Source organism: Pseudomonas sp. SDO52101_S400 (assembly GCF_054071635.1).
The window spans coordinates 91,787-118,191 of the sequence record NZ_JBSVWF010000012.1 but is presented as its reverse complement, the minus strand read 5'-3'; the positions used below and the strand labels follow the sequence as shown (position 1 = coordinate 118,191).

Genomic DNA, 26,405 nt, shown 5'->3' with positions numbered 1-26,405 from the left:
AAAAAAAGCCGCTGTGGCAGCGGCTCGGCTGGTTGGCCATGATCTGGGTCGGCAGCGTCGGTGCACTGTTCATCGTCGCCAGCCTGATGCGCATGTTCATGAATGCCGCAGGCCTGACTACACACTGAAACTTCCCATCCCGTCGCCTTGCGGCACGGATTTTTGACCCTCCGACCGGAGGGTTTTTTTTGCCCGGATTATTTGCGCGCCTTGAGGATCACGAATTTCGGCGTGGCTGCCACTTGCTCGACACCGCGGAACAATCGCGCCAGTTTGCTGTGATAACCCAAGTGACGGTTGCCGACGATGTACAGCGCGCCACCGACGACCAGCGCTTCGCGGGCCTGCTGGAACATGCGCCAGGCGAGGAAATCGCCGACTACTTGTTGCTGATGGAACGGCGGGTTGCACAGCACCACGTCCAGCGACTGCGCTTCCTGCCCGGCCAGACCGTCGCCGGCGCGAACGATCACTTCACGATCACCCAGCGCCGCGCGCCAGTTTTCGACCGCCGATTGCACGGCCATGAACGATTCGTCCACCAGCGTGTAATGCGCATCGGGGTTTTGCAGGGCGCTGGCGATGGCCAGTACGCCGTTGCCGCAGCCGAGGTCGGCGACCCGCGCCGCGCCGAGGTTTTTCGGTAAATGCGGGAGGAAGGCACGGGTGCCGATATCCAGTCCTTCGCGGCAGAATACGTTGGCGTGGTTGAGCAGTTCGATGGCCGGTTCGTCGAGGCGATAACGGGTCGGGTAGGGCGAGAGGGCTGGTGCCTTGGCGTCGGACGTAGCGATCAGCAAGCGTGCCTTCTTCACTGCCAGCGAAGCCTGGACCGGACCGATGTAACGTTCCAGCAGATCACCGGCAGCACGGGGCAAGTGCTTGACCATTGCTGCGGCTACCACTTGCGCGCCGGGCGCCAACTGACCTTGCAGACGAATCAGTTGTTCTTCCAGCAGCGCGAGGGTTTTCGGTACACGTATCAGCACGCGGTCGAAGGGGCCAGCCAGAGGCTCGCTGGCTGGAATACCGCGCAGTGCATCGAATGCCTGGCCATTGCGCAGCAGGTTTTTTTCCAGGCCCTGAAACGCCAGGAACGAGTCGCCACTGGTGGTGACCTGTACTTTGCCCGACAGGCTGATGGCCAGCGCGCCGAAACTGTCATTGAGCACCAGAACCCGTGTCCGCTCCGGAAGATTCTGCTCGGCCAGATGATTGAGCAGGTATTCGTCGGCCGCATCGAAGGCTTGCAGCGGTTCGTTCTGCTGTTCGGGCTGGCGGATCAGATCAAGCTGGGCGAAGGGGGTATCGAGCAAAGGCATGGGGCGGGGACTCTGGGTAATCGACGGGTGTCCCGCGGCCCAGGAGGTTCGTGCGGCGGAACCGTCCGAGTGGACTGCGGCGCGTAGGTTCGCGTCATCACTCAGGAAGGTTGCAAATGGTACGTTTTTTTTGAGCGCAATACTTGCCTGTTTTCGGGGTGGACGACTAGATGATCCCGGCCTTGGTAGCGGCGATGACCGCAGAAATCTTGTTGCAGACGTTCATTTTCACAATCACGTTATGCACGTGATAGTTCACGGTGCGTTCACTCAGGCTGAGGATTCTCGCGGTTTCATAGGCTGTTTTACCGGAAGCACACAACTTCAACACTTCGACTTCTCGAAAAGTAAGGCGCGGTTTGTCCCTTTCAGGTCGTGAAGGAAGCGTACTGGCGAACACCCTGCTCAGATGGCTGGTGACATAAAGCATGTAGCCAAAATGCTCGTACACCTCCAGTGCACTGATCGGGCATTGGGGCCGGGCCAGGCTGAGAATGCTGCACAGGCCGCTTTCTTCATGATGGAAGGATTGCGACCAGCCGTGTTCCAGTCCATGTTCTTTCAACGATTCCCATAATTCGGGTGTTTCTGAGAATAGTTCTTTGCTCCATGTAATGGGAAACATGGTTTGATTGCAGTGTGCCACTACCGGGTCAGCTTCCCAGTGACGATTATCTTCATATAGTTGATTCCAAGCTTTAGGGTAGTTATTGATACGCAAGGGTTTTGACAGTTTATTTCGATCAGGCGCAGTGATTGAAATACCGCAAAACTGGAAGCCTATGTTTTTGGCAAATTTCAGCAGGATCGGATAAGCAGTGTCAATTTCTGACGCTCCTGTCACCTGCTTTATTTGCGATGCCTTCCAGATTTCCATTTGAAGTTTCTCCGAGATGTTTCGCTGGGGTGTGATCTTGGATCCAAGAGTCAGACACGAAAACGAGTGTAGGATGATTCCTACGAAAGCGTTTGGAATCTTTTGCTCTTAAATAGGTGAAAATTAGTCGTTTGTGATTAACCGCATATGTTTATTAAATGCAGTTCATCATCTGATGTCGGGAGTGTGTCAGTGCGCCAGTACTCGATTGCCGAAAGCTATTTAATCACTACAAATTGTCGGTTTTTTATTGAGCGTCAGTGCGTGACACTAGGGTCATAGTCCAGGGAGTTGCCGATGACCGCCAGCGCAGAGAAATTCAGCCGTCAGACCTTGCTTGATGTACAGCCACTGACACCGAGCCTGTTCACATTGCGTACGACCCGCGATGCCGGCTTTCGCTTTCGTGCGGGACAGTTTGCCAGGCTTGGGGTGGTCAAGGCCGATGGCAGTACGGTATGGCGGGCCTACTCTATGGTGTCATCGCCGTTCGATGAGTTTCTTGAGTTTTTCTCCATCGTGGTGCCTGGTGGCGAGTTCACCAGTGAACTGAGCCGGCTCAAGGCTGGCGATACCTTGCTGGTGGATCGCCAGGCTTTCGGGTATCTGACACTGGATCGTTTCATCGATGGTCGAGATATCTGGCTGTTATCCACAGGCACCGGCGTGGCGCCGTTTCTGTCGATCCTGCAGGACTTCGAGGTCTGGGAAAAATTTGAACGGATCATCCTTGTCTACAGCGTGCGGGAGGCAAGGGAACTGGCTTATCAACAGATGATCGCGGAACTGATGCAGCGCGATTACCTGGCCGAATATGCGCACAAGTTCCAGTTCATCCCGGTAGTGACGCGCGAGTCTCATACGGGAGCCCTCCAAGGGCGTATCACCACCCTCATTGAAAACGGGGAGTTGGAGAAAGCGGCCGGTGTCGAGCTTGATCCGCTGTATTCGCGGGTCATGCTGTGTGGCAATCCGCAGATGATCGACGACACCCGGGCCTTGCTCAAGCAACGCGGCATGAGCCTCAGCCTGACGCGGCGGCCAGGGCAGGTGGCGGTGGAAAACTACTGGTGAAGAAACGGCGCCCTCAGGCGCCGTTTATGGGGTTCAAGGCCGATTATTCTGGGCCTTGAGCAGGTCGCGGATCTCGCCCAGCAATTCTTCTTCCTTGGTCGGAACCGGCGGCAGGGTTGGGGCTACGGCCTCTTCGCGCTTCAGGCGGTTGATGGCTTTGACGCCCATGAAAATCGCGAAGGCGACGATGATGAAGTCCAGAATGCTCTGGATGAACTTGCCGTAAGCCATCACGACCGCAGGGGCGCTGCCCTCGGCGGCTTTAAGGGTTATCGCCAGATCACTGAAGTCCACCCCACCGATCAGCAGGCCGATTGGCGGCATGATCACGTCACCGACGAACGATGAAACGATTTTGCCGAAGGCCGCACCGATGATGATACCGACGGCCATGTCGACCACATTGCCTTTGACCGCGAAGGCCTTGAACTCGCTGAGCACGCCCATAGTTATTTCCTTGTTACAGATGAGTTTGGTGTACGCAGTGTAAATCAGCAAAACGCGTCCTGCGCGAAACACCTGCTTACAATGCCCGCTTTTATCGACACATCTATCCACGATTAGTTTGCAAAGTGCCACTAATCGCGCGCGAAATACGCTGCAAGCCGCTGATCTGGAAGAAAAATTAATCAATCATCGCGTTACGATCTTTCTATTTATGTTTGGCGGATCGAGCTTCTAGCCTCTGTCTGGCGCACCTGGATGCGCCTCAAAAAAACAGAGGAGCCTGAAAATGAATTTCACTCTTGGCCTCGGGGCTGTTCCCCATCGCCGTACGTTTGGCGTACTCGCCGCCAGCCTGCTGACCTTTTCCGTGAACGCCGCGCCCCTGACCCGGGATAACGGTGCAGCGGTGGGCGACAACCAGAACTCGCAAACCGCCGGTGCCAACGGCCCGGTGCTGTTGCAGGACGTGCAACTGATCCAGAAACTGCAGCGATTCGACCGCGAGCGCATTCCCGAACGCGTCGTGCATGCCCGGGGCACCGGTGCTCACGGCACGTTCACCGTGACCAACGATCTCAGCGATCTGAGCAAGGCCAAAGTGTTCGCCGCCGGGCAGGTAACGCCGGTGTTCGTGCGTTTTTCCGCCGTAGTGCATGGCAACCACTCCCCGGAAACCCTGCGCGACCCGCGGGGCTTCGCCACCAAGTTCTACACCGCCGACGGCAACTGGGATCTGGTGGGTAACAACTTTCCGACGTTCTTCATCCGTGATGCGATCAAGTTCCCGGACATGGTGCATGCGTTCAAGCCGGACCCGCGCACCAACCTTGATGATGACTCCCGCCGCTTCGACTTCTTCTCCCACGTCCCTGAAGCCACCCGCACGTTGACCGAGCTGTATTCCAACTCGGGGACGCCAGCCAGTTATCGGGAGATGGACGGTAATGGTGTACATGCCTACAAGTTGGTCAACGACAAGGGCGAAGTGCATTACGTGAAGTTTCACTGGAAAAGTTTGCAGGGGATCAAGAATCTCGATCCGCAACAGGTCGTAAAAGTTCAGGGTCAGGATTACAGTCATATGACCAATGACCTGGTAGCGAATATCAATAAAGGCAATTTTCCGAAGTGGGACTTGTACGTCCAAGTTGTGAATCCGCAAGATTTGTCCAAGTTTGATTTCGATCCATTGGACGCAACCAAGATCTGGCCCAATGTTCCTGAACGGAAAGTTGGACAAATGGTGTTGAACCGTAACCCTTCGAATGTCTTCCAGGAAACTGAACAAGTTGCCATGGCACCGGCCAATGTTGTTCCCGGTATCGAACCTTCGGAAGATCGCTTGTTACAAGGTCGAGTGTTCTCTTACGCCGATACTCAAATGTATCGCCTGGGTGCCAATGCACTGCAATTACCCATCAACGCTCCAAAAGTAGCGGTGAACAATGGTAATCAGGATGGGGCGATGAACTTCGGCGCCAGCAGCACGGGCGTGAACTACCAGCCGAGCCGCTTGTATCCGCGTGAGGAGCCACAAGGCGCTCGGTATAGCCAGTCGTCCCTGCAAGGCAGCACTCAGCAGGCGAAAATCCAGCGAGAGCAAAACTTCAAGCAGGCCGGTGATCTGTATCGATCCTTCAGCAAGAAGGAACGTCAGGATCTGATCGAGAGCTTTGGCGGTTCGCTGGCGAGCACCGATGACGAAAGCAAGCACATCATCCTGTCCTTCCTCTATAAGGCCGATCCGGAATACGGCACCGGCGTGACCAAGGTGGCCAAGGGGGACCTGGGTCGGGTCAAGGCTCTGGCGGCGAAACTGGTCGACTGAGTATGACCGCGAGGCCCGTGACGGGCCTCGCTCCTTTCTAGGAGGCGACTCATGCGTATTTGTCTTTCACTGGTGCTGGGCTGTCTGTCGTTCGCGGCGCTGGCAGCACCGGCCGAACAGGATCCTGCGGCGCTCAAGGCGCAATTGCAGGATTACTACTTCAACACCGCCCGAGAGGGCAATGTCGCCATGCTCGATACGTTTATCGAGGCAGGCTATCCCCTGGATACCCAGGATTCCAAGGGCTACACCGCGCTGATGCTGGCGGCGTATCACGGCGAGGGCAAGGCTGTGGATAAATTGCTCGCCGCCGGCGCGGATGCCTGTGCCCAGGATCGGCGCGGAAACACGGCCCTGATGGGGGCCATATTCAAAGGGGAATTGCAGATTGCCCGTCGACTGATGGCTACCGACTGCAACCCGGACCAACGCAACGGGGCGGGTCAGACCGCTGCAATGTACGCAGGACTGTTCAAGCGTGAAGCATTGCTCGACGCTCTCAAGGCCAGGGGTGCCGATCTGAACGCGCAAGATCCGTTGGGCAACAGCGCCGCGCGTCTGGCCAGCGGGGAAATCCGTACCGCCGCGCCGCACTGATTGGCGACGGCTGCGTTATCATCGCGGTTTTTGTCGGGGGTTCAGATGGCCAAGGCCAAGCGCATGTACGGCTGCACCGAGTGCGGCGCAACCTTTCCCAAATGGGCCGGGCAGTGCGGCGAATGCGGCGCGTGGAACACCCTGACCGAAACCATGGTCGAGAGCGGCGGTGCCGCCGCCCCGAGCGGGCGCACCGGCTGGGCCGGGCAGCAAGCCCAGATCAAGACGCTGGCCGAAGTCAGCATCGAAGAGATTCCGCGTTTTTCCACAGCCTCCGGCGAACTGGACCGGGTGCTTGGTGGTGGTCTGGTGGACGGTTCGGTGGTGCTGATCGGCGGCGATCCGGGTATCGGCAAGTCGACAATTCTGTTGCAGACCCTGTGCAATCTCGCCAAGACCATGCCGGCGCTGTACGTCACCGGTGAGGAATCCCAGCAGCAAGTTGCGATGCGCGCACGTCGACTCGGGCTGCCGCAGGATCAACTGCGGGTCATGACCGAAACCTGCATCGAAACCATCATCGCCACCGCCCGCCAGGAAAAACCCAAGGTGATGGTGATCGACTCGATCCAGACGATCTTCACTGAACAACTGCAATCGGCGCCGGGTGGCGTGTCCCAGGTGCGCGAAAGTGCAGCGTTGCTGGTGCGTTACGCCAAGCAGAGCGGCACGGCGATTTTCCTGGTCGGCCATGTGACCAAGGAAGGCGCACTGGCCGGGCCACGTGTTCTGGAGCATATGGTCGATACCGTTCTTTATTTTGAAGGCGAATCCGATGGCCGGTTGCGCCTGCTGCGGGCGGTGAAAAACCGTTTCGGCGCGGTCAACGAACTCGGCGTCTTCGGCATGACCGACAAGGGCCTGAAAGAAGTTTCCAACCCTTCCGCGATTTTTCTCACCCGCGCGCAGGAAGAAGTCCCGGGCAGTGTGGTGATGGCAACGTGGGAAGGCACCCGGCCGATGCTGGTGGAAGTCCAGGCGCTGGTGGATGACAGTCATCTGGCCAACCCGCGTCGGGTCACGCTGGGTCTGGACCAGAATCGTCTGGCGATGCTGTTGGCTGTTCTGCACCGGCATGGCGGCATTCCGACCCACGATCAGGACGTGTTCCTCAACGTGGTCGGCGGGGTGAAGGTGCTGGAAACCGCGTCCGATCTGGCGTTGATGGCCGCGGTCATGTCGAGCCTGCGCAACCGTCCGCTGCCTCATGACTTGCTGGTGTTCGGTGAAGTCGGCCTGTCAGGCGAAGTGCGCCCGGTGCCGAGCGGTCAGGAACGTTTGAAGGAAGCCGCCAAGCACGGCTTCAAGCGCGCGATCGTGCCCAAGGGCAACGCGCCGAAGGAGGCGCCTCCTGGCCTGCAGATCATTGCGGTGACGCGCCTGGAGCAGGCGCTGGATTCACTCTTCGAGTAATCAGAGCTCCATCAATGCACCAAGCTCCCGTTCGAGCTCGGCCTCATCCCCGAGGTTGAGCTCGATCAGACGTCGCAGGCGCTGAATCGACTCCAGGCTGATGTGCCGACACTGGAAGCCCAGTTGGCCATGATCGTCGTGCGCCAGTTGCACATCCATCTGGATATCGGTGTCGTCGCTGAGGTGAATGTCGACGTTGAAGTCCTGCGTTTCATCCCCCAGCCACGGCTCCGGCCGTTCGATCAGCAGCCCCTTGAGCGACAGGTCGATCAGCTTCACCGGCCAGATGTACTCGCCCTGGCTCAATTCGGTTCTGGCATCGAACGCGATACGTTTGAAGCGGCGACGCTCGGACGGGTGCTCGCTCATGGCGCAATCCTCTGGACGGTTGCCTGACTATAGACCCGCCACGTCGAGTGTTGCCAGTCAGGCGGGGCGTCCGACCAATGTCGGGGTATGGCCTTTGCCGTCAGTAGCGCTAAACTCGGGGTGGCTGTCTTTCTTGTCCACCCTGGCTGGAATAATAAAATGAAAAATAATAATAGCCTGCTGCGCCACTTACCCTGGCTAGTGCTGGCAATCGTAGGAGCGTGCGCCCTGGGCGTAGTGGCATTGCGCCGAGGCGAGGCGATCAACGCCTTGTGGATCGTGGTCGCCGCCGTGGCCATTTATCTGGTTGCGTACCGTTACTACAGTCTGTTCATCGCTAACAATGTGATGCAACTCGATCCACGCCGGGCCACCCCCGCCGTGCTCAACAATGACGGTCTGGACTACGTTCCAACCAACAAACACATTCTCTTCGGACACCACTTCGCGGCCATCGCCGGCGCGGGGCCGCTGGTCGGTCCGGTACTGGCTGCGCAGATGGGCTATCTGCCCGGTACGCTGTGGCTGATCGCCGGCGTGGTGCTGGCGGGCGCGGTGCAGGACTTCATGGTCCTGTTCATGTCGACCCGTCGCAACGGCCGTTCCCTGGGCGACATGGTGCGTGAAGAAATGGGCCGCATCCCCGGCACCATCGCGCTGTTCGGCTGCTTCCTGATCATGATCATCATCCTCGCGGTGCTGGCGCTGATCGTGGTGAAAGCCTTGGCCGAGAGCCCGTGGGGCATCTTTACCGTGATGGCGACCATCCCGATCGCGATGTTCATGGGCATCTACATGCGCTACATCCGTCCGGGCCGCATCGGCGAGATATCGGTGATCGGCGTGGTGCTGTTGCTCGGTTCGATCTGGCTGGGCGGGCAGATTGCCGCTGATCCTGTGTGGGCCAAGGCCTTCAGCTTCACTGGCATTCAAATCACCTGGATGCTGATCGGTTATGGCTTCGTTGCCGCTGTGTTGCCGGTCTGGCTGATCCTCGCGCCGCGTGACTATCTTTCGACGTTCCTGAAGATCGGTACCATCATCGCCCTGGCGATCGGCATCCTGGTCACCATGCCCGAGCTGAAAATGCCGGCGCTGACCCAGTTCGTCGACGGCACCGGCCCGGTGTGGAAGGGCGGTCTGTTCCCGTTCCTGTTCATCACTATCGCGTGCGGTGCGGTATCGGGCTTCCATGCGCTGATCTCGTCCGGTACCACGCCGAAACTGCTGGATAACGAAACCAACGCCCGCTACATCGGTTACGGCGGCATGCTGATGGAATCGTTCGTGGCCATCATGGCCATGGTCGCAGCCTCGGTGATCGAGCCAGGCGTGTACTTCGCCATGAACAGCCCGGCAGCAGTCGTCGGCGGTGATGTGGTGGCCGTGGCAACCGCTGTCAGCAACTGGGGTTTTGCAATTACCCCGGAAGCGTTGCAAGCGGTGGCGCATGACATCGGCGAAACCACCATCCTGGCCCGTGCCGGCGGTGCTCCGACCCTGGCGGTCGGTATCGCGCAGATTCTGCACAGTGTCCTGCCGGGTGAAAACACCATGGCGTTCTGGTACCACTTCGCGATCCTGTTCGAAGCGCTGTTCATCCTGACCGCTGTGGACGCCGGCACCCGTGCCGGGCGCTTCATGCTGCAGGATCTGCTCGGCTCCTTTGTGCCGGCGCTGAAACGTACCGAATCCTGGACCGCCAACCTGATCGCCACCGCCGGTTGTGTGGCCATGTGGGGCTGGTTGCTGTATCAGGGCGTGATCGATCCGCTGGGCGGCATCAACACCTTGTGGCCGCTGTTCGGTATCTCCAACCAGATGCTGGCGGGTATCGCGCTGATGCTCGGCACCGTGGTCCTGATCAAAATGAAGCGTCAGCGCTACATCTGGGTCACCCTGCTGCCGGCCGCCTGGCTGCTGATCTGCACCACGACCGCAGGCTTCATCAAGCTGTTCGACGCCAACCCGGCCGTCGGCTTCCTGTCGCTGGCCAAGAAATACAGCGATGCGCTGGCCGCAGGCCAGGTGATCGCACCGGCCAAGAGCGTCGAGCAGATGCAGCACGTGATCTTCAACGCTTACACCAACGCAACGTTGACCGCGCTGTTCCTGTTCGTGGTATTCAGCATCCTGTTCTATGCGCTCAAGGTCGGCATCGCCGCCTGGGGCAAAAAAGAGCGTACGGATAAAGAATCGCCATTCCAGGCTCTGCCGGACGCGTAACCAGAGGATTGCACCATGTTCAATGACCTGAGTCGCCTCGGTAAATACCTCGGTCAGGCCGCGCGCCTGATGGTCGGCATGCCCGACTACGACACGTACGTCGAGCATATGCAAACCAAACACCCGGACAAGCCGGTGATGAGCTACGAGATGTTCTTTCGTGAACGTCAGGAAGCCCGTTACGGCGGCAAGGGTGGGCCGAAGTGCTGTTGATCTGACAGCCTTCGGTTGATGCAGTCCCCAACTGTGGGAGCGGGCTTGCTCGCGAAAGCGGTGTGTCATTGAGCAATGATGTCGACTGACACGACCCCTTCGCGAGCAAACCCGCTCCCACATTTTTTTTGTGTTGTTCATCAATTTTGTGAAGGGGATCGATGTTGTCTTCTCCAATACCCGTAACGGTGCTCAGCGGTTTCCTCGGCGCCGGCAAGACCACCTTGCTGCGCCATCTGTTGAAAGCCGAGCACGGCCTGAAAATCGCCGTGATCGAAAACGAATTCAGCGACGCCGGCATCGACACCCAATTGCTGGATGACGAGCCGGTGCAAGTCATGACCCTGGCCAACGGCTGCGTCTGCTGCACCATCCACACCGACCTGACCAAGGCCCTGTACCTGTTGCTCGAACGCCTGGACAGTGGCGAAATCGCCTTCGATCGTCTGGTCATCGAGTGCACCGGTCTGGCTGACCCGGCGCCGGTGGCGCAGACATTTTTCATCGATGAAGAACTGCGCGAGCGTTACCTGCTAGACGGCATCATCACCTTGGTGGACGCCGCTCACGCCGAACTGCACCTGACCCAGACCATCGCCCAGGCTCAGATCGGTTTTGCCGACCGATTGCTGGTGAGCAAGACCGACCTGGTGGACGAGGCCGCGTTCACGGCGCTCAGCGAACGTCTGACCCGTATCAACCGGCGGGCGCCGATTCGCGTGGTCGAACACGGCAATATCGATCTGGCCGAATTGCTCGATGTGCGCGGTTTCAACCTGAATGCCGATCTCGGCGGCGGGGTGAGTTTGCGGCCGGTGAGCAAGGCGCCGTCCATCGACCGGATTTCCAGCCTGGTGCTGCGAACGGATCAGCCGCTGGATATCGATCAGCTCAGCGAGTTCATGAACGAATTGCTGGAAGAGCACGGCAAGCAATTGCTGCGCTACAAAGGCGTGCTGAACATCGCGGGTGAAGACCGGCGGCTGGTGTTCCAGGGGGTGCTGAAACTCTACGGCTTCGACTGGGACACCGAGTGGGCCGAGGGCGAGGCGCGGGAAAGCGTGATCGTGTTTATCGCCGATGATTTGCCGGAAGAGAAGATCCGGGCGGGGTTTGCTCGGGTCGTGGCAGGCTGAGGGATGTTCGGTGCCCGTGATGAAGTCATCGCGGGCAAGCCCGCTCCCACAGGTTAAACAGCGGGCACAATATTTTTGATCACCTCAAGTCCTGTGGGAGCTGGCTTGCCAGCGATGGCGATCTAACCGACAACGCATTGCTCAAGAGCTGAACCCAGCAACGTCTGCTCAAGATGTTCCAGATGCCGATTCATCAGCATGCCGGCTTTTGAAATATCTCCCCGCTCCACCGCCTCGACAATTGCCAAGTGTTCCTCCCACGCGCAACAGCTGTGCGTCTGCTCGCCGCAACGCGCAATCGCCAGCGAAGTCAACGGCACCAGCGTGCCGAGAAAATGCGCCAACGGTGCATTCCCGGCCATTTTCGCCAACTGCAAATGAAACTCCCCGGACAGGCGAATTGCCGCGCCGCGTCGATCTTTTTCCACCGCTAATCGCTCACGTTCGATTAACGCTCGCAGGCGCTTCAGATCTTCAGCTAGCGCGTGCTCACAAGCCAGTCGCACCAGCGTGGTCTCGGCCAGGCGCCTGGCGTGCAGGGCCTGACGGGTCTGCTCGGCGTCCGGCGCGGCAACCCGTGGTCGATGGTTGGCCCGCAGCACGATGATCTGTTCGTGGGACAGTTGGGTCAGCACCCGACGCACATCGGCGCGGCTGACGCCGAACATGTTCTTGAGACTCTCTTCGGTGAAGCGGCTGGCGGCATCGAGACGCTGTTCGAGGATCGCGTCGAATAGTCGCGGATAGAGGTCGTCCACCGGCGCTTGCAGGCGGGAGAAGGGCAGGGCCGCCGAGGTCTGGCGAGAATGCGACGGCGTGGCAAGACTGTTCATGGCCGGTCTCCAGTGTGAGGCGTTTCAGTGGTTCAGGTTGTCATCCGGAATATTCAGCTCGATGCCCATGCGCTGGCCTTCACGCAGGATATGCCGGCGCATTTCGGCGCTGGCCTGAGCGCTGTTCTTGCTGCGGATCGCCCGCACCACGGCTTCGTTTTCCTCAAGGCGTTCGGCCAGATGCTCCGGCGAATTGCGCAGCACTTCGGCGCTTTGCTTGAGGGCGTTGCTGGTCTGTTGCACCACGCTCTGGAAAATCGGGTTCGAGGTCAGGGTGAACAGTTCTTCGTGGAAGGCGATGTAAGCGCTGACGCCGGCCTCGCTGTCACCCGCTTCGAGGGCTTCGCGCATATCCATCAGGGTCAGGCGCAACTGGCCGACCTCCTTGCTGCTGATCGACTGCGCCACCAGACCGACGATGAACGGTTCAAGGGTGTAACGCAGTTGCAGCACATCCTCGAGGCTCGCGCCGGCCACGGCGCTGTCGTGGCTTTGACTGTCACTGGTCTGGGCGTCGAGCACCACCACGCCTTTGCCCGGCATCGAACGCACCAGACCGAGGGTTTCCAGCACGATCACCGCTTCGCGCAGGCTCGGACGGCTGATGCCCAGTTGTTCGGCCAGTTCGCGCTGACCCGGCAGCATGTCACCGGAGCGCCATTGGCCGCGGGCGAGGGCGGCCCGGAGTTTTTCTACCACTGAGTTGACGACGGTTGATGTAGTAATCACGTGTTCGCTCCATGAGCCGTGCCTGCATTTGCGCAGGCACGGTGGTCATTCAGAATTCTTTGGCCGCCGCTTGAGCGACGGTTTTTCTCGGCTGAAAGTTATAGCCCTGCTCGCCGTTCAGCACCTTGTTCGCCCGTTGCACATCGATGTCCCTTTCCCAGCGGGCGATGGCCACGGTGGCGACGCAATTGCCGATCAGATTGGTCAGTGCCCGGCCGATGCCCATGAACCAGTCCACCGCCAGCACCAGCACCAGCCCGACCACCGGGATCGCCGGGATGGCCGTCAGCGTGGCCGCGAGAATCACCAGCGCCGATCCTGGAATGCCGTGGGCGCCTTTGGAGGTAATCAGCGACACCAGCAAAATCGTCAGCAGATCGGTCATGGCCAGCGGTGTGCCGGTGGCGTTGGCGATGAACACGATGGCCAGGGTCAGGTAGATCGAAAAGCCGTCGAGGTTGAACGAGTAACCGGTGGGAATCACCAGCCCGACGGTCGAGCTGCCGATGCCCAGATGTTCCAGCTTGCGCATGATCTGCGGCAGCACGGCGTCGGAGGACGCGGTGCCCATGACGATCAGCAGTTCTTCACGCAGGTACTTGAGCAGTGGCCACATGCGCAGGCCGGAGGCACGCATGACCAGACCCAGAATCACGCTGACGAAAGCGATGCAGGTCAGATAAAACAGGCCGACCAGACTGCCCAGGTGTTGCAGCGAGTCCAGGCCATATTTACTGGTGGTGAAGGCGATGGCGCCGAACACGCCGATCGGTGCCAGACGTACGATCATGCCCATGATGCGGAAGATCACATGGCTCAGTTCGTTGATCAGTCGCGAGATCCCGGAAGCGGCTTCACCCACCAGATTCAGCGCGCTGCCGAACAGCACCGAGAACAGCAACACCTGGAGGATGTTGTTGTCGGCGAAGGCGCCGAGTACCGAAGTCGGGATCAGGTCCATCAGGAACTGAGTGGTGGTGTGCATGTGCTGGCCGCGCTCGGCGATGTCGCCCATGTCGGCGGCGGACAGCTGTTCCAGATGGATATTGGCGCCGCTGCCGATCCCGGTGCTGAACGCGAACACCAGGCCGATCACCAGAGCGATGGTGGTCAGCACTTCGAAGTAGATCACCGATTTGAGACCGATGCGCCCGACCTTCTTCAGATCGCCGGCGCCGCTGATGCCGCTGACGACCACGCAGAACACGATCAGGCCGATGAGCATCTTGATCAGTTTTATGAAACCGTCGCCGAGCGGTTTGAGCTGGGCCGAGTATTCAGGAAGGGTCAGCCCGCAGACGATGCCGAGCACCAGTCCGAGAACCACTTGGAGGAAGATTGAACGCGAGCACCATCTGAGCATGGGAGGAATCCTGGTCGGTGTCCTGGCTGCCGTACGCGGGGCGTATCAGATTCAGGACTTAATTATTGTGGTCTTACCGGTATGTCCAGTGCGGGTGCAGTCTAGGCGCTGTTTTTTAGGGATCGCAAGTGAAAAATGACGAATTGGCATGACCGGTCTGACCAGTTGGGCGCAATGCCCCGACCTTGAGCCATTTGCCGTTCGAAACTTTTTTGCGGACGAAAAAAAACCGGCCAATCACTTGGCCGGTTTTTCATGCTGCGGTTTTAACGTCGCAATTAAGCGCCGTATACCGGCAGTTTCTTGCAGATGGCTTTGACTTTCTCACGAACGGCGTCGATCACCGCTTCGTTGTTCAGGTCAGCCAGGATGTCGCAGATCCAGCCAGCCAGCTCTTTGCACTCTGCTTCCTTGAAGCCGCGAGTGGTCACAGCCGGAGTACCGAAGCGCAGGCCGGAGGTGACGAACGGGGAGCGTGGGTCGTTTGGCACGGAGTTCTTGTTCACGGTGATGAACGCTTTGCCCAGAGCGGCGTCGGCGTCTTTACCGGAGATTTCCTGCTTGATCAGCGACAGCAGGAACAGGTGGTTTTCAGTACCGCCGGAAACCACGTCGAAACCGCGCTCGATGAACACGCCGGCCATGGCCTGGGCGTTTTTCACCACTTGTTGCTGGTAAGCCTTGAACTCAGGCTGCAGTGCTTCCTTGAAGCAGATCGCCTTGGCAGCGATCACGTGCTCCAGCGGACCACCCTGGGCGCCCGGGAATACGGCGGAGTTCAGCTTCTTCTCGATGTCGGCGTTGGCCTTGGCCAGGATCAGGCCACCACGTGGACCGCGCAGGGTCTTGTGGGTGGTGGTGGTCACGACGTCAGCGAATGGAACCGGGTTCGGGTAGACGCCAGCGGCGACCAGACCGGCCACGTGAGCCATGTCGACGAACAGGTAGGCGCCAACCTTGTCGGCGATGGCGCGGAAGCGCGGGAAGTCCAGGATCTGCGAGTAGGCAGAGAAACCGGCCACGATCATTTTCGGCTTGTGTTCAACGGCCAGACGCTCGACTTCGTCGTAGTCGATCAGGCCGTTGGCGTCGATGCCGTACTGGATGGCGTTGTACAGCTTGCCGGACGAGGAAACGCTGGCACCGTGGGTCAGGTGACCGCCGTGAGCCAGGCTCATGCCCAGAATAGTGTCACCGGCCGACAGCAGGGCCAGGTAAACAGCGGCGTTGGCTTGGGAACCGGCGTGCGGCTGAACGTTGGCGTAGTCGGCGCCGAACAGTTCCTTGGCACGGTCGATGGCCAGTTGCTCAACAACGTCGACGTACTCGCAACCACCGTAGTAGCGCTTGCCCGGGTAGCCTTCGGCGTACTTGTTGGTCAGTACCGAGCCTTGAGCTTCCATCACCGCTGGGCTGGTGTAGTTCTCCGAAGCGATCAGCTCGATGTGTTCTTCCTGGCGCTGGGCTTCTTGCTCCATGGCGGCAAAAAGATCGGCGTCGTACTTGGCAATAGTCAAATCACGGCTGAACATGGCGGTCCTCAAGGATCGGGGGCAGAAAAGGGGGGCATTCTAACCCATCGGGTTTTGGATGGCATATGAAACGACATCATGTCGCAGACAAGTGGCGTTCATGACAGATGTGCGGTGCTTTTGCCGGCCCAATCGCCAGCAGGCTGGCTCCCACATTAATCGCGACAGCCTGCAAATTCCCTGACCGGCATCAATCCTTGTGGGAGCCAGCCTGCTGGCGATGGCAGCGCCGCACTTTTTCAGTCGAACATGAACAGCGCATCGTTGCTGAACTGCGCCTCGAACCGTGTGGCCGGCATCGGCCGCCCGAACAGATAACCCTGAACCTCGTCGCAACCATGTTCACGCAGGAAGTCCAGTTGCTCATGGGTTTCCACGCCCTCGGCGATTACCGCCAGATTGAGGCTGTGGGCCATGGCGATGATCGCCCGGGCAATCTGCGCGTCCTGTTCGCCGGACGGCAGGCCGTCGACGAAGGTGCGGTCGATCTTCAGCACGTCGATCGGGAATTGCTTGAGGTAGTTCAGCGATGAGTAACCGGTGCCGAAGTCGTCGACCGCGATGCTCAGGCCGAGGTTCTTCAGGCCGGCAAGGATCTGCATCGCCTCGCTGACTTCGCGCATCAGGATACTTTCGGTCAGCTCCAGCTCCAGGCACGCCGGCGGCAGGCCTGTTTCCTTGAGGATGGTGGCGATCCGCGTGCCGAGCTGGCCGTCGGAGAACTGTCGGGCGGAAATGTTCACCGAGACCTTCGGCACGCGCACGCGACTCTGGTGCCAGGTCTTGAGCTGACGGCAGGCCTCGCTGATCACCCAGTCGCCGACGTCCACCACCAGCCCGAGTTCTTCGAGCACCGGAATGAAGTCCCCCGGCGGCACCAGCCCGCGACGCGGATGACGCCAGCGCAGCAGGGCTTCGGCGCCGGTCAGGCGTTTGCCGTCGCCGCTGAACTGCGGCTGGTAATACAGCACGAATTCGTTCTGCTCGAGGGCGTGGCGCAGGTCGCTTTCCAGCTCCAGGCGTTCCAGGGCACTGGCGTTCATGTCGGCCTGATAGAACTGGAAGTTGTTCTTGCCGCGCTCCTTGGCGTGATACATCGCCGTGTCGGCGTTCTTCATCAGTTGACTGAGTTCGTTGCCGTCCTGCGGGCTCAGGGCGATGCCGATACTGGCGGTGACGAAGAACTCGCGACCCTCCAGCACGAACGGCCGCACCAGACTGCCAAGAATCTGCTCGGCTACATGGATCGCACGGTTCAGCGCCATCTCGCGGCTGGAGCGGTGTTGCAGCAGCAAAGTGAATTCGTCGCCGCCCATCCGCGCCACGGTGTCGTCATCGTCGACGCAGGCCAGCAGCCGGGTGGCCATGTCCTTGAGCATGCGGTCGCCGGCGGCGTGGCCGAGGGAGTCGTTGATCGGTTTGAAGCGGTCGAGATCGAGGAACATCAGCACCACCCACGACTTCTGCCGGTCGGCCGATTGCAGCGCGGTGTGCAGGCGATCCTGGAACAGCGTGCGGTTCGGCAAGTGGGTCAGGGCGTCGTAGTAGGCGAGGCGGTGAATCCGCTGTTCACTGGCCTTGCGCTCACTGATGTCGCTGAAGAAGCACACGTAACTGGCAAGGTCGCCTTCATCGTCGAGCACCGCAGTGATGCCGACCCACGCCGGGTAATGCTCGCCGTTACGGCGCTTGAGCCAGACTTCACCTTCCCAGGTGCTGTGCTGATGCAATTGTTTGAGCACATAGCGCAGGTGCGCGTCCTGCTGCTCGTCGACGGTAAGCATGTTCGGCAACTGGTCGAGCACTTCGCTCACCGCATAGCCGCTGACACGACTGAACGCTTCGTTGGCCTGGACGATGTAACCGGCCGGGTCGGTGATCAGGATCGCCGAGGTCGAATGCTCGAATACCGTGGCCGCCATGCGCAGGTCTTTCTCGGCGCGGCGCTGCTGGCTGATGTCGCGACCGACCCCGAGCACGCCTTCGAAGGCGCCATGTTCGTCCCACACCAGCACCAGGCGCAGTTCGATCGGGATCTTGCGGCCATCGGCGCGCAGGCAGTCGAACAGGAACATCTGGGTCTGCACCTGGCTGCGCAGGACTGCCAGTTGTTCGGGCTTGTCCAGCGCTTTGCTGACCCGGTCCATCAGGTGATAAATGCCACTCAGTTGCTGCGGGTTGGCGATGGTCGACTGCCAGCCGTTCTGGAAAATCCATTCGGCGTCATAGCCGAGCACGGCTTGCACCGAAGGGCTGACGTAGTTGAGCGACAGCTTGCTGTCGGTGGAAAAGATCACGTCGCTGATGCTTTCGGCGAGCATCCTGTAGCGCTGTTCGCTGTCGCGCAGGGATTCGCTGGCTTCGATCTGCTCGGTGATGTCCTTGGCCACGCCGATTATCCGCGTGACCTGATCGTGCTTGTCCCTGGCCAGCGCCTGCTCGCGAATGTCGAAACGCCGCCATTTGCCGTCACGGTGACGGAAGCGCAACTGGCATTGCAGCAACTGGCTGTAACCGGCGTGACGCTGCATCTGCCGCGAGCGGTGGTAATAGTCGGCGTCTTCCGGGTGCAGGAGGATTTCCCAGAAGTATTCGCCCATCTGATGCAGCTCGGTACGGTTGTAACCGAGGGTCTGGCCGAGGTGGTGGTTGCTGAAAATCATCCGCTGGCTGATCACATCCTGCACGTACAGGTGATCCGGCACGGTGCGCACCACGTCCGACCAGAAGCCTTCGCGTTCCAGCAACGACAGCTCGATCAGCTTGCGGCTGGTGATGTCGTTGATGCTCAGGATCACAGCCTTGTAGTCGTGCTGCTCCTGCGGCAGGCGCAGCACCAGCCACAGGTGCTGGTCGCGACCGTTGATGTCCGGCAGTTTGATTTCCAGTTCCAGCTGCTTTTGCTGCTGCAGCACGGCGTCGAGCACTTGATTGCCGATGGCGCACTGGCTGTGCGGGTGACCGTCGATCAGCAATTGCCAGGCGTGGTCGCAGGAATTGACGTTGAGCAGTTGCAGCGCCACCTGGTTGACCTCGGTGACCCGCAGTTCCTGGAGCAATTGCTGGCGCTGCTGCGGCTGGTCGAGCCAGGCCTTGAGTTGGTCGCTGGTCTGGATCTGGGCTTTTTCGAAAACCTGCTTGAGCCCCGAAAGATCCAGCACGCACAACGCCACGCCGGTGCCTTCGAAAATGTCCTGGTACCGACGGCGACCTTCATGCACCTGGCGCTGACGGCGGCGCATGTTGAGCAAGGCGATGAACGGCAACAGCGAGAACGCCAGCCCCAGCAGACATTTACCAATGAACGCTGGCAGCAACTCTTCCAGCACATGTTGCCGATCGAACAGGCCGCGCAGTTGCCAGTCGCTGCTGCTCAGGGGCACGGTCAGCACGCTGTTGGCCAGATCCTCAGGCGTCAGGGTGCTGGCCTTGGTGGAGGGCACACCGTCATCGCGGCTGATGATCTGATGGTTGATGCGGTTTTCCACCAGCCACAGCGGGCGGATGCCGCTGTCGCCCTGCTTGGTCAGCGAGGCAAAGAACGTCGGGGTCAGGCGCAGCGCCCAGTAGCCGCGAGTGCTGCCACTGGACTGATGCAGCAGCAGATGCACCACCGAGCCGTCGTCGGCGTTACTGAAATAATGAGCCTGGGCACGACTGCGACGCACCAGATCGCTGAGGTAATCGGCGTCCTGGCTGTCCGTGGCGCTGTCGCTGATGATTTTCCCGGAGGGGCTGAGCAGCGCCAGGCTGCGCAGGTCCGGCAGCGATTGCTGCAACTTGCGCAGCAACGCCTGCTGTTCGTCGGTGGACTGCGGCTGTTCGACGATCGGTAGCAGATTGAGGGCGATCTGCGCGTTCAGCGACATGTTGAGGCTGACTTGCGAGGCGAGATCGGCGGTGTAATCGATGGTGTACTGGCGCTGGTTTTTCTGGGTTTCACGCAGCTGGTCGAGCAGTTGCCAGAACAGCAACGCCAGCAACAACAGCACCAAAGTCGCCAGCGCGCCTTTCAATGTCCCGCGCAGGGACGAGCCGGGCGCCGGTTGGGTGCTGCTCACAGAAGCTGGCGGAGTGACATTGGACAAGCTGTAATCCTGCGGTTTGGCTGGACTGGCGCGACGTGCACTATAAGCCGGACGCCCAAAGGGCGGCTAGCATGCCTTGAGTTGTGGCGAAGTGCCAGCCCCGCTCGGCTGGACTGCCTTCCGTCATTCAGGTAGCTTTGCCGGTTACGCGGGAGCGTTCCAGCTCCTAGACTTTCCGCGCGCACGCATTGATATCTTCCAGTGAACGACGCGCACGGTCTGGCCGGGCATTGCCTGTGTCCCAATCATTCATCAGTCACTGACCCAAGGTTCTCCATGGCTCAATACGTCTTCACCATGCATCGGCTGGGCAAAGTTGTTCCGCCGAAGCGGGAAATCCTGAAAAACATTTCGCTGTCTTTCTTCCCTGGCGCCAAGATCGGCGTCCTCGGCCTCAACGGTTCGGGTAAGTCCACGCTGCTGAAAATCATGGCCGGCGTCGACACCGAATTCGAAGGCGAAGCACGCCCGATGCCGGAACTGAACATCGGTTACCTGCCGCAAGAACCGCAACTTGATCCGACCAAGACCGTGCGTGAAGTGGTCGAGGAAGCAGTCAGCGTGATCAAGGACGCCCAGGCGCGCCTGGACGAGGTCTACGCGGCTTACGCCGACCCGGATGCCGACTTCGACAAGCTGGCCGCCGAACAGGCCAAGCTCGAAGCGATCCTGCAGGCCAGCGACGGTCACAACCTGGAGCGTCAACTGGAAGTCGCCGCCGATGCGCTGCGTCTGCCGGCCTGGGACGCGAAAGTGGAACACCTGTCCGGTGGTGAAAAACGTCGTGTGGCTCTTTGCCGCCTGCTGCTGTCCGCCCCGGACATGCTGCTGCTCGACGAACCGACCAACCACCTGGACGCCGACTCCGTTGCGTGGCTCGAACACTTCCTGCACGACTTCCCGGGCACTGTGGTAGCGATCACGCACGACCGTTACTTCCTGGACAACGTTGCCGGCTGGATTCTGGAACTCGACCGCGGCGCGGGCATTCCTTACGAGGGCAACTATTCGGGTTGGCTGGAAGCCAAGTCCGATCGTCTGGCCCAGGAATCCAAGCAGCAATCGGCTCACGAAAAAGCCATGAAGGAAGAACTGGAGTGGGTGCGCAAAGGCGCCAAGGCCCGCCAGTCGAAATCCAAGGCTCGTCTGCAGCGCTTCGAAGAAATGCAATCGCAGGAATTCCAGAAGCGTTCGGAAACCAACGAGATCTACATCCCGGCCGGTCCGCGCCTGGGCGACAAGGTCATCGAATTCAAGAACGTCACCAAGGGCTACGGCGATCGCGTACTGATCGACAACCTGTCGTTCTCGATGCCGAAAGGCGCCATCGTCGGCGTGATCGGCGGTAACGGTGCCGGTAAGTCGACCCTGTTCCGCATGCTGATGGGCAAGGAAACTCCGGACTCCGGCAGCATCGAGATCGGCGAAACCGTGCAACTGGCCTGTGTGGACCAGAGCCGCGAAGACCTGGACGGCAGCAAGACCGTGTTCCAGCAGATCTCCGACGGTTCCGACCAGATCCGCATCGGCAACTACGAGATCCCGTCGCGTACCTACGTCGGTCGCTTCAACTTCAAGGGCGGCGATCAGCAGAAGTTCGTCAAGGACCTGTCCGGTGGTGAGCGCGGTCGTCTGCACCTGGCGCTGACCCTGAAGGAGGGTGGCAACGTCCTGCTGCTCGACGAACCGTCCAACGACCTCGACGTTGAAACCCTGCGTTCCCTGGAAGAAGCCCTGCTGGACTTCCCGGGCGCCGCCATTGTGATCTCTCACGATCGGTGGTTCCTTGACCGCGTCGCGACGCACATCCTGGCGTACGAAGACGACTCGCAAGCGGTGTTCTTCGAAGGTAACTACACCGAGTATGAAGCCGATCGCAAAAAACGCCTCGGCGAAGCAGCGGCCCAGCCACACCGGGTACGCCACAAGAAACTGGCCTGATTACAGGTTGGTTGCATGAAAGAGTGGAGCCTTCGGGCTCCGCTTTTTTTTGCCTGCAATCCATCGTTATTTATAGCGTGTGTACTATTTGTTTTCATAAATGCGACATTTTTGTCTGTTGCTGTGTACAGATCGTTTGTTACAGTCCGGCTCAATCTCTTCCAACGACAACAAATTTGCCGAGACTTTTCCCATGATCGAATCCGTCGAATCCTTCCTCGCCCGTCTGAAAAAACGCGATCCGGATCAACCCGAATTCCACCAGGCCGTTGAAGAAGTCCTGCGCAGCCTGTGGCCGTTTCTCGAAGCCAATCCGCACTATCTGACCTCGGGGATTCTGGAGCGCATCTGCGAACCGGAGCGGGCGGTGGTGTTCCGCGTATCGTGGGTCGACGATCAGGGAAAGGTGCAGGTCAATCGCGGCTTCCGCATCCAGATGAACAGCGCCATCGGCCCATACAAGGGCGGTTTGCGCTTCCATCCTTCGGTGAATATGGGCGTGCTGAAATTCCTCGCCTTCGAACAGACCTTCAAGAACTCCCTGACCTCGCTGCCCATGGGCGGCGGCAAGGGCGGTTCGGACTTCGATCCGAAGGGCAAGAGCGATGCCGAAGTCATGCGTTTCTGCCAGGCGTTCATGAGCGAGTTGTACCGCCACATCGGTGCCGACGTGGACGTGCCTGCGGGTGATATCGGTGTCGGCGCACGGGAGATCGGTTTTCTGTTCGGCCAGTACAAGCGCCTGAGCAACCAGTTCACCAGCGTGCTGACCGGCAAGGGTATGACTTACGGCGGCAGCCTGATCCGCCCGGAAGCCACCGGCTTCGGTTGCGTGTATTTCGCCGAGGAAATGCTCAAGCGTCGCGAGCAGACTGTCGAAGGCAAGCGCGTGGCGATCTCTGGCTCCGGTAATGTTGCGCAATACGCGGCCCGCAAAGTGATGGATTTGGGCGGCAAGGTGATTTCCCTGTCCGACTCCGAAGGCACGCTGTATTGCGAGGCAGGCCTTAGCGAAGAACAGTGGCTGGCGCTGCTGGAACTGAAAAATGTCAAACGCGGACGGATCAGCGAATTGGCGACGGCGTTTGGCCTGGAGTTCCGCGCCGGCCAACTGCCATGGGCGTTGCCGTGCGATATCGCGCTGCCATGCGCCACCCAGAACGAACTCGACGCGGAATCCGCCCGCACCTTGCTGCGCAACGGCTGCACCTGCGTGGCCGAAGGCGCGAACATGCCGACCACCCTCGAGGCTGTGGATATCTTTATCGAGGCGGGCATTCTGTTCGCGCCGGGCAAGGCCTCGAATGCCGGCGGCGTGGCGGTCAGCGGTCTGGAGATGTCGCAGAACGCCATGCGCCTGCTGTGGACGGGCGGCGAGGTGGACAGCAAGCTGCACGGGATCATGCAGTCGATCCACCACGCCTGTGTGCATTACGGTGAGGAAAACGGCCGAATCAACTACGTCAAAGGCGCGAACATCGCCGGCTTCGTCAAAGTCGCCGACGCGATGCTGGCGCAAGGCGTGGTTTAAGGCAGATCGATGCGGATCACTTCGATCAGCTGATCGCCGGCTGGGCGCTGCCACAGCACTTCGTCGTTGAGCCGTGCACCGAGCAGCGCGCGGCCCAGCGGTGAGGCCCAGTTGATCAGACCGTTGGCCGCATCGGCCTGATCTTCGCCGACCAGTTGTACACGTCGTTCGGTGCTGTGCTCGTCGGCGTAGGTCACCCAACTGCCGATCTGCACCTTTTCGTTGGAAGTCGGGGCAGGTGCTACCTGAGCGCTGCCGGCCCGCTGATTGAAATAACGCAAATCCCGTTCGAGATCGGCCAGCCGTTGCTTGTCGGCCTGTTCGCCCTTGGCAGACTCTTCGGTGTGCATGGTTTGCAGCTCGGCGACTTTCGCCTGCAACTGGGCGAGCCCTTGCGGGGTGACGTAGTTGGGCTGGCTACTGACCTGCCGTTCAACTGGCTGATCGGCCTGCGCGGCGGCATTGTCTTCGTTGACGAAAGCACGGCTCATGGTGACCTCCTGTGACAACCGTTGGGCCATGGTCGCAGGCAAAAGGTTTCGCTGGATGTCTGGAAACGACCTACTGCGATCGATACGCCCGCGCGGCACCCTGATCCTTCTGTTGCTGCCAGGCCCGTTCGCGCTCATCCCAATGTTCGTTGCGATACTCTTCGCGATCCTTGTTTTCCAGCATCGCCTGGCATTGGCGGAAACCGTCGTTCCAACCCTCGGCGTATTGCTGGTCCTTGAGATAGCGCGGCACGTTCTTGCGAAACTCGCCACTGATCGAACCGGCCGCCTGGCGACCGCTGATGCAACCGTCATCGAAACCGTCGGCGAACGCCGGCGGATAACCCTTGGCAATCAGATCTTCGTGGGTGCTCTGACAGCCACCCAGCAACAGCAACACGCCCGCAAAAAACGCACACCGCCACATCACACTCTCCTGCGCCGTTATCCGGCTTACAGGGAAAGTCTAGAAGCGGATTCGTCGACGGGGTGTGAAAGGAAGATCAAAACATTAGTAGTGATACCACTTCACCTCGAGCATCACTTCGGTCTCCGGCGTTGCCAGATGGCTGAACTCACGCTGGGCGCTGAGGCGCAGGCCGAGGTTGCGGGATAACTCCCACTGCTGGTTCAGGCTCAGGCTGCGGCGCACTTCGCCATTGAAGAAGTAATCGCCCTTGGCCTCCACACTGAGATTGCCCAACGGGTTTTTCCACAGAACGCCGGTATTGAAACCGCCGGCGGGGGAAACGAACTCGGCGAAATCATTGTTGTGTTCAACGCGCACGGTGCCGAGAGCAAACCCCAGCACATCATCACCCAGTTGCCAGGTGCCGCCACCACCACCGTTCACATGGCTGACCAAGGTTTCGTCGTCATGCTTGCCCGGCACTCGCTCCAGGCCGCCTGTGACTTGCCACGACAGCGGCTGCAGCAGCGCATTGCGCGGCGTCAGGGAGCGGATGGTCGCCAGGTCCAGTTGCTGGAATTGCCAGTGATTGCCTTCGTACTGGCGCAGTTTCATTTGCAGGATTTCGATCTGCGCGCCGAGGGGGAAGCTCTCGGCGTTGTCGTTGAGGTCGTGATAGGCCATGCGCAAGCCGTACTCGCCGAACGCGCGGTCACCGCGGGTGCCGAGACCGGCCTGCCAGGTGCGGGATTCGTGGCCGTCCTCGGGCAGACCCGGCTGCGGGATTTGCAACTCCGGCGCCGGGTTTTTGTTGATCGCTCGCAGCAATTCGAAACTGCGCTGTGCTCGCTGTGGATCCCGTTCCTGGCCATTGGCGCGGTAGCGTTCCAGGCGATACGCCGCGTCGATGATCAACGCTTGCCGGTCGCGGGGCAGGGCCTTGAAGGCCGGATCCTGCAATTGTTGCTGGTCGGCACTGACTTTCAGCACCCAGTCCTGTTCCTCGCCGGTCAATGGCGCGGCGCGGCTGAGCAGTTCGCGCTCGCGGGACGGGCGGTATTCGATGTGCTCCACCAGCCCGGCTTCTTTCACCGCTTTGACCGTGTCGGTGGGGATCGCGGTCAGCGGGAATTGTTCGGTCAGGCGCAGACTCGGGCGCGCCACCTGCAACAGTTCGAGCAGACGATAGGAGCAGTTTTCATCGAAGAAGAAGTAGTCGAACTGAATCTGCTTCAGCTCCCACACATGCTCGACCATCCGTGCGGTTTCTGCTTGCGTCAGATTGAGCCGGTATTCCCACAAATCGCGGTTTTCCAGGCTGCGGTATTCCGAGAGTTTTTCCTGATACGGCACCAGGGCGAACAGCCCGGGATAGCCGCCCATCAGGCCTTTCCAGGCATACAGGATGCTGTTGTCCGAACCTTCGATGTAGGCGCCGAAGTTGATCGCGTAGCTGAGCAGCGAAGTCTTGTCGCTCTGCACATCAGCCTGGTCGATGCGCAGCAGGGTGTGGCCGAACATCGACGACGGGCTGTTGAGGTAGGCCGCCGGGAAAATCATCACCGCGCTGTGGGGCGAGACGTCCTTGAACCATTTCTTGAATTCGGCGCAGTCCGGCGCCGGTAAGTCGGTCAGGTTCAGTTGATCTTTCAGCCAGCGGGTGCGCGCCGGGTAAACGCACTGGGCGTGTTGCTCACCGAGACTGGCGGGGGCGTAAAGCGCTTGCACGGTGGCGGCCAGTTCATGGTCGGGATGTTCGTTGCCGTCGGGGGCGAGGAAGAACTTCTTGTCGCTGACGTAGCTGCGCCAGCCGCCGAGCTTCGCGGTTTCGTAGTGGCCGAGGGAAATCCAGAAGCGATTGTTGGCCAGTTGCTGCAAACGTTGAGGGTCGATGTGGGGCGCGGCGGACAGCGGGGCGCAGACACACAGCGCCAGCCAGGCAAGGCGTTTGAGCATAAATGGCAACTTAAGTCGAAAGAAACAAAG

General features: G+C 59.8%; 22 protein-coding genes. 10 read left to right on the top strand and 12 right to left on the bottom strand.

The window, feature by feature from the left end; genetic code table 11:
- On the top strand, positions 1-128 hold a 128-nt coding region (locus ACW9HX_RS08790), incomplete at its 5' end, for a DUF2474 domain-containing protein (RefSeq protein WP_457380275.1).
- Between the two features lie 69 nt (positions 129-197).
- Here ACW9HX_RS08790 and ACW9HX_RS08785 read toward each other — a convergent pair.
- Together ACW9HX_RS08785 and ACW9HX_RS08780 are read right to left on the bottom strand one after the other, a co-directional pair.
- Positions 198-1,322, bottom strand: a complete 1,125-nt coding sequence (locus tag ACW9HX_RS08785; RefSeq protein WP_457380272.1) for a methyltransferase — start codon at positions 1,320-1,322, stop codon at positions 198-200.
- 166 nt (positions 1,323-1,488) lie between these two features.
- On the bottom strand, positions 1,489-2,199 hold the full coding sequence (locus tag ACW9HX_RS08780) for an autoinducer binding domain-containing protein (RefSeq protein ID WP_457380271.1): 711 nt from the start codon (positions 2,197-2,199) through the stop codon (positions 1,489-1,491).
- 297 nt (positions 2,200-2,496) lie between these two features.
- Between ACW9HX_RS08780 and ACW9HX_RS08775 the strand changes: the two genes are divergently transcribed.
- Complete coding sequence (locus tag ACW9HX_RS08775; RefSeq protein ID WP_457380270.1) at positions 2,497-3,273, top strand: ferredoxin--NADP reductase; 777 nt, start codon at positions 2,497-2,499, stop codon at positions 3,271-3,273.
- 33 nt (positions 3,274-3,306) lie between these two features.
- Here ACW9HX_RS08775 and mscL read toward each other — a convergent pair whose 3' ends face one another.
- On the bottom strand, positions 3,307-3,720 hold the full coding sequence (gene mscL, locus ACW9HX_RS08770) for a large-conductance mechanosensitive channel protein MscL (RefSeq protein ID WP_085712217.1): 414 nt from the start codon (positions 3,718-3,720) through the stop codon (positions 3,307-3,309).
- 286 nt (positions 3,721-4,006) lie between these two features.
- Here mscL and katB point away from each other — a divergent pair, with 286 nt between their 5' ends.
- From katB to radA, 3 genes are read left to right on the top strand one after another with little or no spacing between them, the layout of a single operon-like run.
- Positions 4,007-5,548: a catalase KatB gene (katB, locus tag ACW9HX_RS08765; RefSeq protein WP_457380269.1), complete on the top strand. Its 1,542-nt coding sequence runs from the start codon at positions 4,007-4,009 to the stop codon at positions 5,546-5,548.
- A gap of 51 nt (positions 5,549-5,599) precedes the next feature.
- A complete protein-coding gene (locus tag ACW9HX_RS08760; RefSeq protein ID WP_457380268.1) occupies positions 5,600-6,145 on the top strand; it encodes an ankyrin repeat domain-containing protein in 546 nt (181 codons plus the stop codon).
- A 45-nt stretch (positions 6,146-6,190) separates the two neighbouring features.
- Positions 6,191-7,558: a DNA repair protein RadA gene (radA, locus tag ACW9HX_RS08755; protein WP_039771749.1), complete on the top strand. Its 1,368-nt coding sequence runs from the start codon at positions 6,191-6,193 to the stop codon at positions 7,556-7,558.
- On the opposite strand, the gene ACW9HX_RS08750 is transcribed toward radA, so the two are convergent.
- Entirely contained in the window at positions 7,559-7,927 is a 369-nt protein-coding gene (locus ACW9HX_RS08750; protein WP_085712214.1) for a PilZ domain-containing protein, read from the bottom strand.
- Positions 7,928-8,086: 159 nt separating this feature from the next.
- Between ACW9HX_RS08750 and ACW9HX_RS08745 the strand changes: the two genes are divergently transcribed.
- The 3 genes from ACW9HX_RS08745 to yjiA all read left to right on the top strand — a co-directional run bounded on the left by ACW9HX_RS08745 (position 8,087) and on the right by yjiA (position 11,502).
- Positions 8,087-10,153, top strand: coding sequence for a carbon starvation CstA family protein (locus tag ACW9HX_RS08745; RefSeq protein ID WP_457380267.1), 2,067 nt, complete (start codon positions 8,087-8,089; stop codon positions 10,151-10,153).
- 15 nt (positions 10,154-10,168) lie between these two features.
- A complete protein-coding gene (locus tag ACW9HX_RS08740) occupies positions 10,169-10,366 on the top strand; it encodes a YbdD/YjiX family protein (protein WP_003228401.1) in 198 nt (65 codons plus the stop codon).
- A gap of 161 nt (positions 10,367-10,527) precedes the next feature.
- A complete protein-coding gene (gene yjiA / locus ACW9HX_RS08735) occupies positions 10,528-11,502 on the top strand; it encodes a GTPase (RefSeq protein WP_457380266.1) in 975 nt (324 codons plus the stop codon).
- 122 nt (positions 11,503-11,624) lie between these two features.
- On the opposite strand, the gene ACW9HX_RS08730 is transcribed toward yjiA, so the two are convergent.
- The 5 genes from ACW9HX_RS08730 to morA form a co-directional block, all read right to left on the bottom strand.
- Positions 11,625-12,335: a GntR family transcriptional regulator gene (locus ACW9HX_RS08730; protein ID WP_457380265.1), complete on the bottom strand. Its 711-nt coding sequence runs from the start codon at positions 12,333-12,335 to the stop codon at positions 11,625-11,627.
- Positions 12,336-12,359: 24 nt separating this feature from the next.
- The gene (locus ACW9HX_RS08725) at positions 12,360-13,064 is read right to left on the bottom strand and encodes a FadR/GntR family transcriptional regulator (RefSeq protein WP_457380264.1); all 705 of its coding nucleotides are present in this window, start codon (positions 13,062-13,064) and stop codon (positions 12,360-12,362) included.
- A gap of 49 nt (positions 13,065-13,113) precedes the next feature.
- On the bottom strand, positions 13,114-14,427 hold the full coding sequence (locus ACW9HX_RS08720; protein ID WP_457380263.1) for a C4-dicarboxylate transporter DctA: 1,314 nt from the start codon (positions 14,425-14,427) through the stop codon (positions 13,114-13,116).
- Positions 14,428-14,705: 278 nt separating this feature from the next.
- A complete protein-coding gene (gene glyA, locus ACW9HX_RS08715; protein ID WP_007950978.1) occupies positions 14,706-15,959 on the bottom strand; it encodes a serine hydroxymethyltransferase in 1,254 nt (417 codons plus the stop codon).
- Between the two features lie 239 nt (positions 15,960-16,198).
- Positions 16,199-20,047, bottom strand: a complete 3,849-nt coding sequence (gene morA / locus ACW9HX_RS08710) for a cyclic di-GMP receptor MorA (protein WP_457380262.1) — start codon at positions 20,045-20,047, stop codon at positions 16,199-16,201.
- Positions 20,048-20,323: 276 nt separating this feature from the next.
- Between morA and ettA the strand changes: the two genes are divergently transcribed.
- Together ettA and gdhA are read left to right on the top strand one after the other, a co-directional pair.
- Positions 20,324-21,988: an energy-dependent translational throttle protein EttA gene (gene ettA, locus ACW9HX_RS08705; protein WP_007950976.1), complete on the top strand. Its 1,665-nt coding sequence runs from the start codon at positions 20,324-20,326 to the stop codon at positions 21,986-21,988.
- 193 nt (positions 21,989-22,181) lie between these two features.
- Entirely contained in the window at positions 22,182-23,519 is a 1,338-nt protein-coding gene (gene gdhA, locus ACW9HX_RS08700; RefSeq protein WP_457380261.1) for an NADP-specific glutamate dehydrogenase, read from the top strand.
- Here the strand turns inward: gdhA and ACW9HX_RS08695 are convergent.
- The 3 genes from ACW9HX_RS08695 to ACW9HX_RS08685 all read right to left on the bottom strand — a co-directional run bounded on the left by ACW9HX_RS08695 (position 23,516) and on the right by ACW9HX_RS08685 (position 26,375).
- Positions 23,516-24,010: a GreA/GreB family elongation factor gene (locus ACW9HX_RS08695; RefSeq protein ID WP_457380260.1), complete on the bottom strand. Its 495-nt coding sequence runs from the start codon at positions 24,008-24,010 to the stop codon at positions 23,516-23,518. The genes gdhA and ACW9HX_RS08695 overlap by 4 nt on opposite strands.
- Positions 24,011-24,080: 70 nt before the next feature.
- Positions 24,081-24,437 carry a hypothetical protein gene (locus ACW9HX_RS08690; protein WP_457380259.1) on the bottom strand — a complete coding sequence of 119 codons (357 nt, stop codon included), beginning with the start codon at positions 24,435-24,437 and terminating at the stop codon, positions 24,081-24,083.
- Positions 24,438-24,521: 84 nt separating this feature from the next.
- Complete coding sequence (locus ACW9HX_RS08685) at positions 24,522-26,375, bottom strand: Lnb N-terminal periplasmic domain-containing protein (protein ID WP_457380258.1); 1,854 nt, start codon at positions 26,373-26,375, stop codon at positions 24,522-24,524.
- Between the last annotated feature and the right edge of the window lie 30 nt (positions 26,376-26,405).

Excerpts from the sequence above, each read along its gene's own strand:
- ACW9HX_RS08785 (WP_457380272.1), bottom strand. The coding sequence starts at position 1,322 with ATGCCTTTGCTCGATACCCCCTTCGCCCAGCTTGATCTGATCCGCCAG.
- ACW9HX_RS08780 (WP_457380271.1), bottom strand. The coding sequence starts at position 2,199 with ATGGAAATCTGGAAGGCATCGCAAATAAAGCAGGTGACAGGAGCGTCA.
- ACW9HX_RS08775 (WP_457380270.1), top strand. The coding sequence starts at position 2,497 with ATGACCGCCAGCGCAGAGAAATTCAGCCGTCAGACCTTGCTTGATGTA.
- mscL (WP_085712217.1), bottom strand. The coding sequence starts at position 3,720 with ATGGGCGTGCTCAGCGAGTTCAAGGCCTTCGCGGTCAAAGGCAATGTG.
- katB (WP_457380269.1), top strand. The coding sequence starts at position 4,007 with ATGAATTTCACTCTTGGCCTCGGGGCTGTTCCCCATCGCCGTACGTTT.
- ACW9HX_RS08760 (WP_457380268.1), top strand. The coding sequence starts at position 5,600 with ATGCGTATTTGTCTTTCACTGGTGCTGGGCTGTCTGTCGTTCGCGGCG.
- radA (WP_039771749.1), top strand. The coding sequence starts at position 6,191 with ATGGCCAAGGCCAAGCGCATGTACGGCTGCACCGAGTGCGGCGCAACC.
- ACW9HX_RS08750 (WP_085712214.1), bottom strand. The coding sequence starts at position 7,927 with ATGAGCGAGCACCCGTCCGAGCGTCGCCGCTTCAAACGTATCGCGTTC.
- ACW9HX_RS08745 (WP_457380267.1), top strand. The coding sequence starts at position 8,087 with ATGAAAAATAATAATAGCCTGCTGCGCCACTTACCCTGGCTAGTGCTG.
- ACW9HX_RS08740 (WP_003228401.1), top strand. The coding sequence starts at position 10,169 with ATGTTCAATGACCTGAGTCGCCTCGGTAAATACCTCGGTCAGGCCGCG.
- yjiA (WP_457380266.1), top strand. The coding sequence starts at position 10,528 with ATGTTGTCTTCTCCAATACCCGTAACGGTGCTCAGCGGTTTCCTCGGC.
- ACW9HX_RS08730 (WP_457380265.1), bottom strand. The coding sequence starts at position 12,335 with ATGAACAGTCTTGCCACGCCGTCGCATTCTCGCCAGACCTCGGCGGCC.
- ACW9HX_RS08720 (WP_457380263.1), bottom strand. The coding sequence starts at position 14,427 with ATGCTCAGATGGTGCTCGCGTTCAATCTTCCTCCAAGTGGTTCTCGGA.
- glyA (WP_007950978.1), bottom strand. The coding sequence starts at position 15,959 with ATGTTCAGCCGTGATTTGACTATTGCCAAGTACGACGCCGATCTTTTT.
- ettA (WP_007950976.1), top strand. The coding sequence starts at position 20,324 with ATGGCTCAATACGTCTTCACCATGCATCGGCTGGGCAAAGTTGTTCCG.
- gdhA (WP_457380261.1), top strand. The coding sequence starts at position 22,182 with ATGATCGAATCCGTCGAATCCTTCCTCGCCCGTCTGAAAAAACGCGAT.
- ACW9HX_RS08695 (WP_457380260.1), bottom strand. The coding sequence starts at position 24,010 with ATGAGCCGTGCTTTCGTCAACGAAGACAATGCCGCCGCGCAGGCCGAT.
- ACW9HX_RS08690 (WP_457380259.1), bottom strand. The coding sequence starts at position 24,437 with ATGTGGCGGTGTGCGTTTTTTGCGGGCGTGTTGCTGTTGCTGGGTGGC.
- ACW9HX_RS08685 (WP_457380258.1), bottom strand. The coding sequence starts at position 26,375 with ATGCTCAAACGCCTTGCCTGGCTGGCGCTGTGTGTCTGCGCCCCGCTG.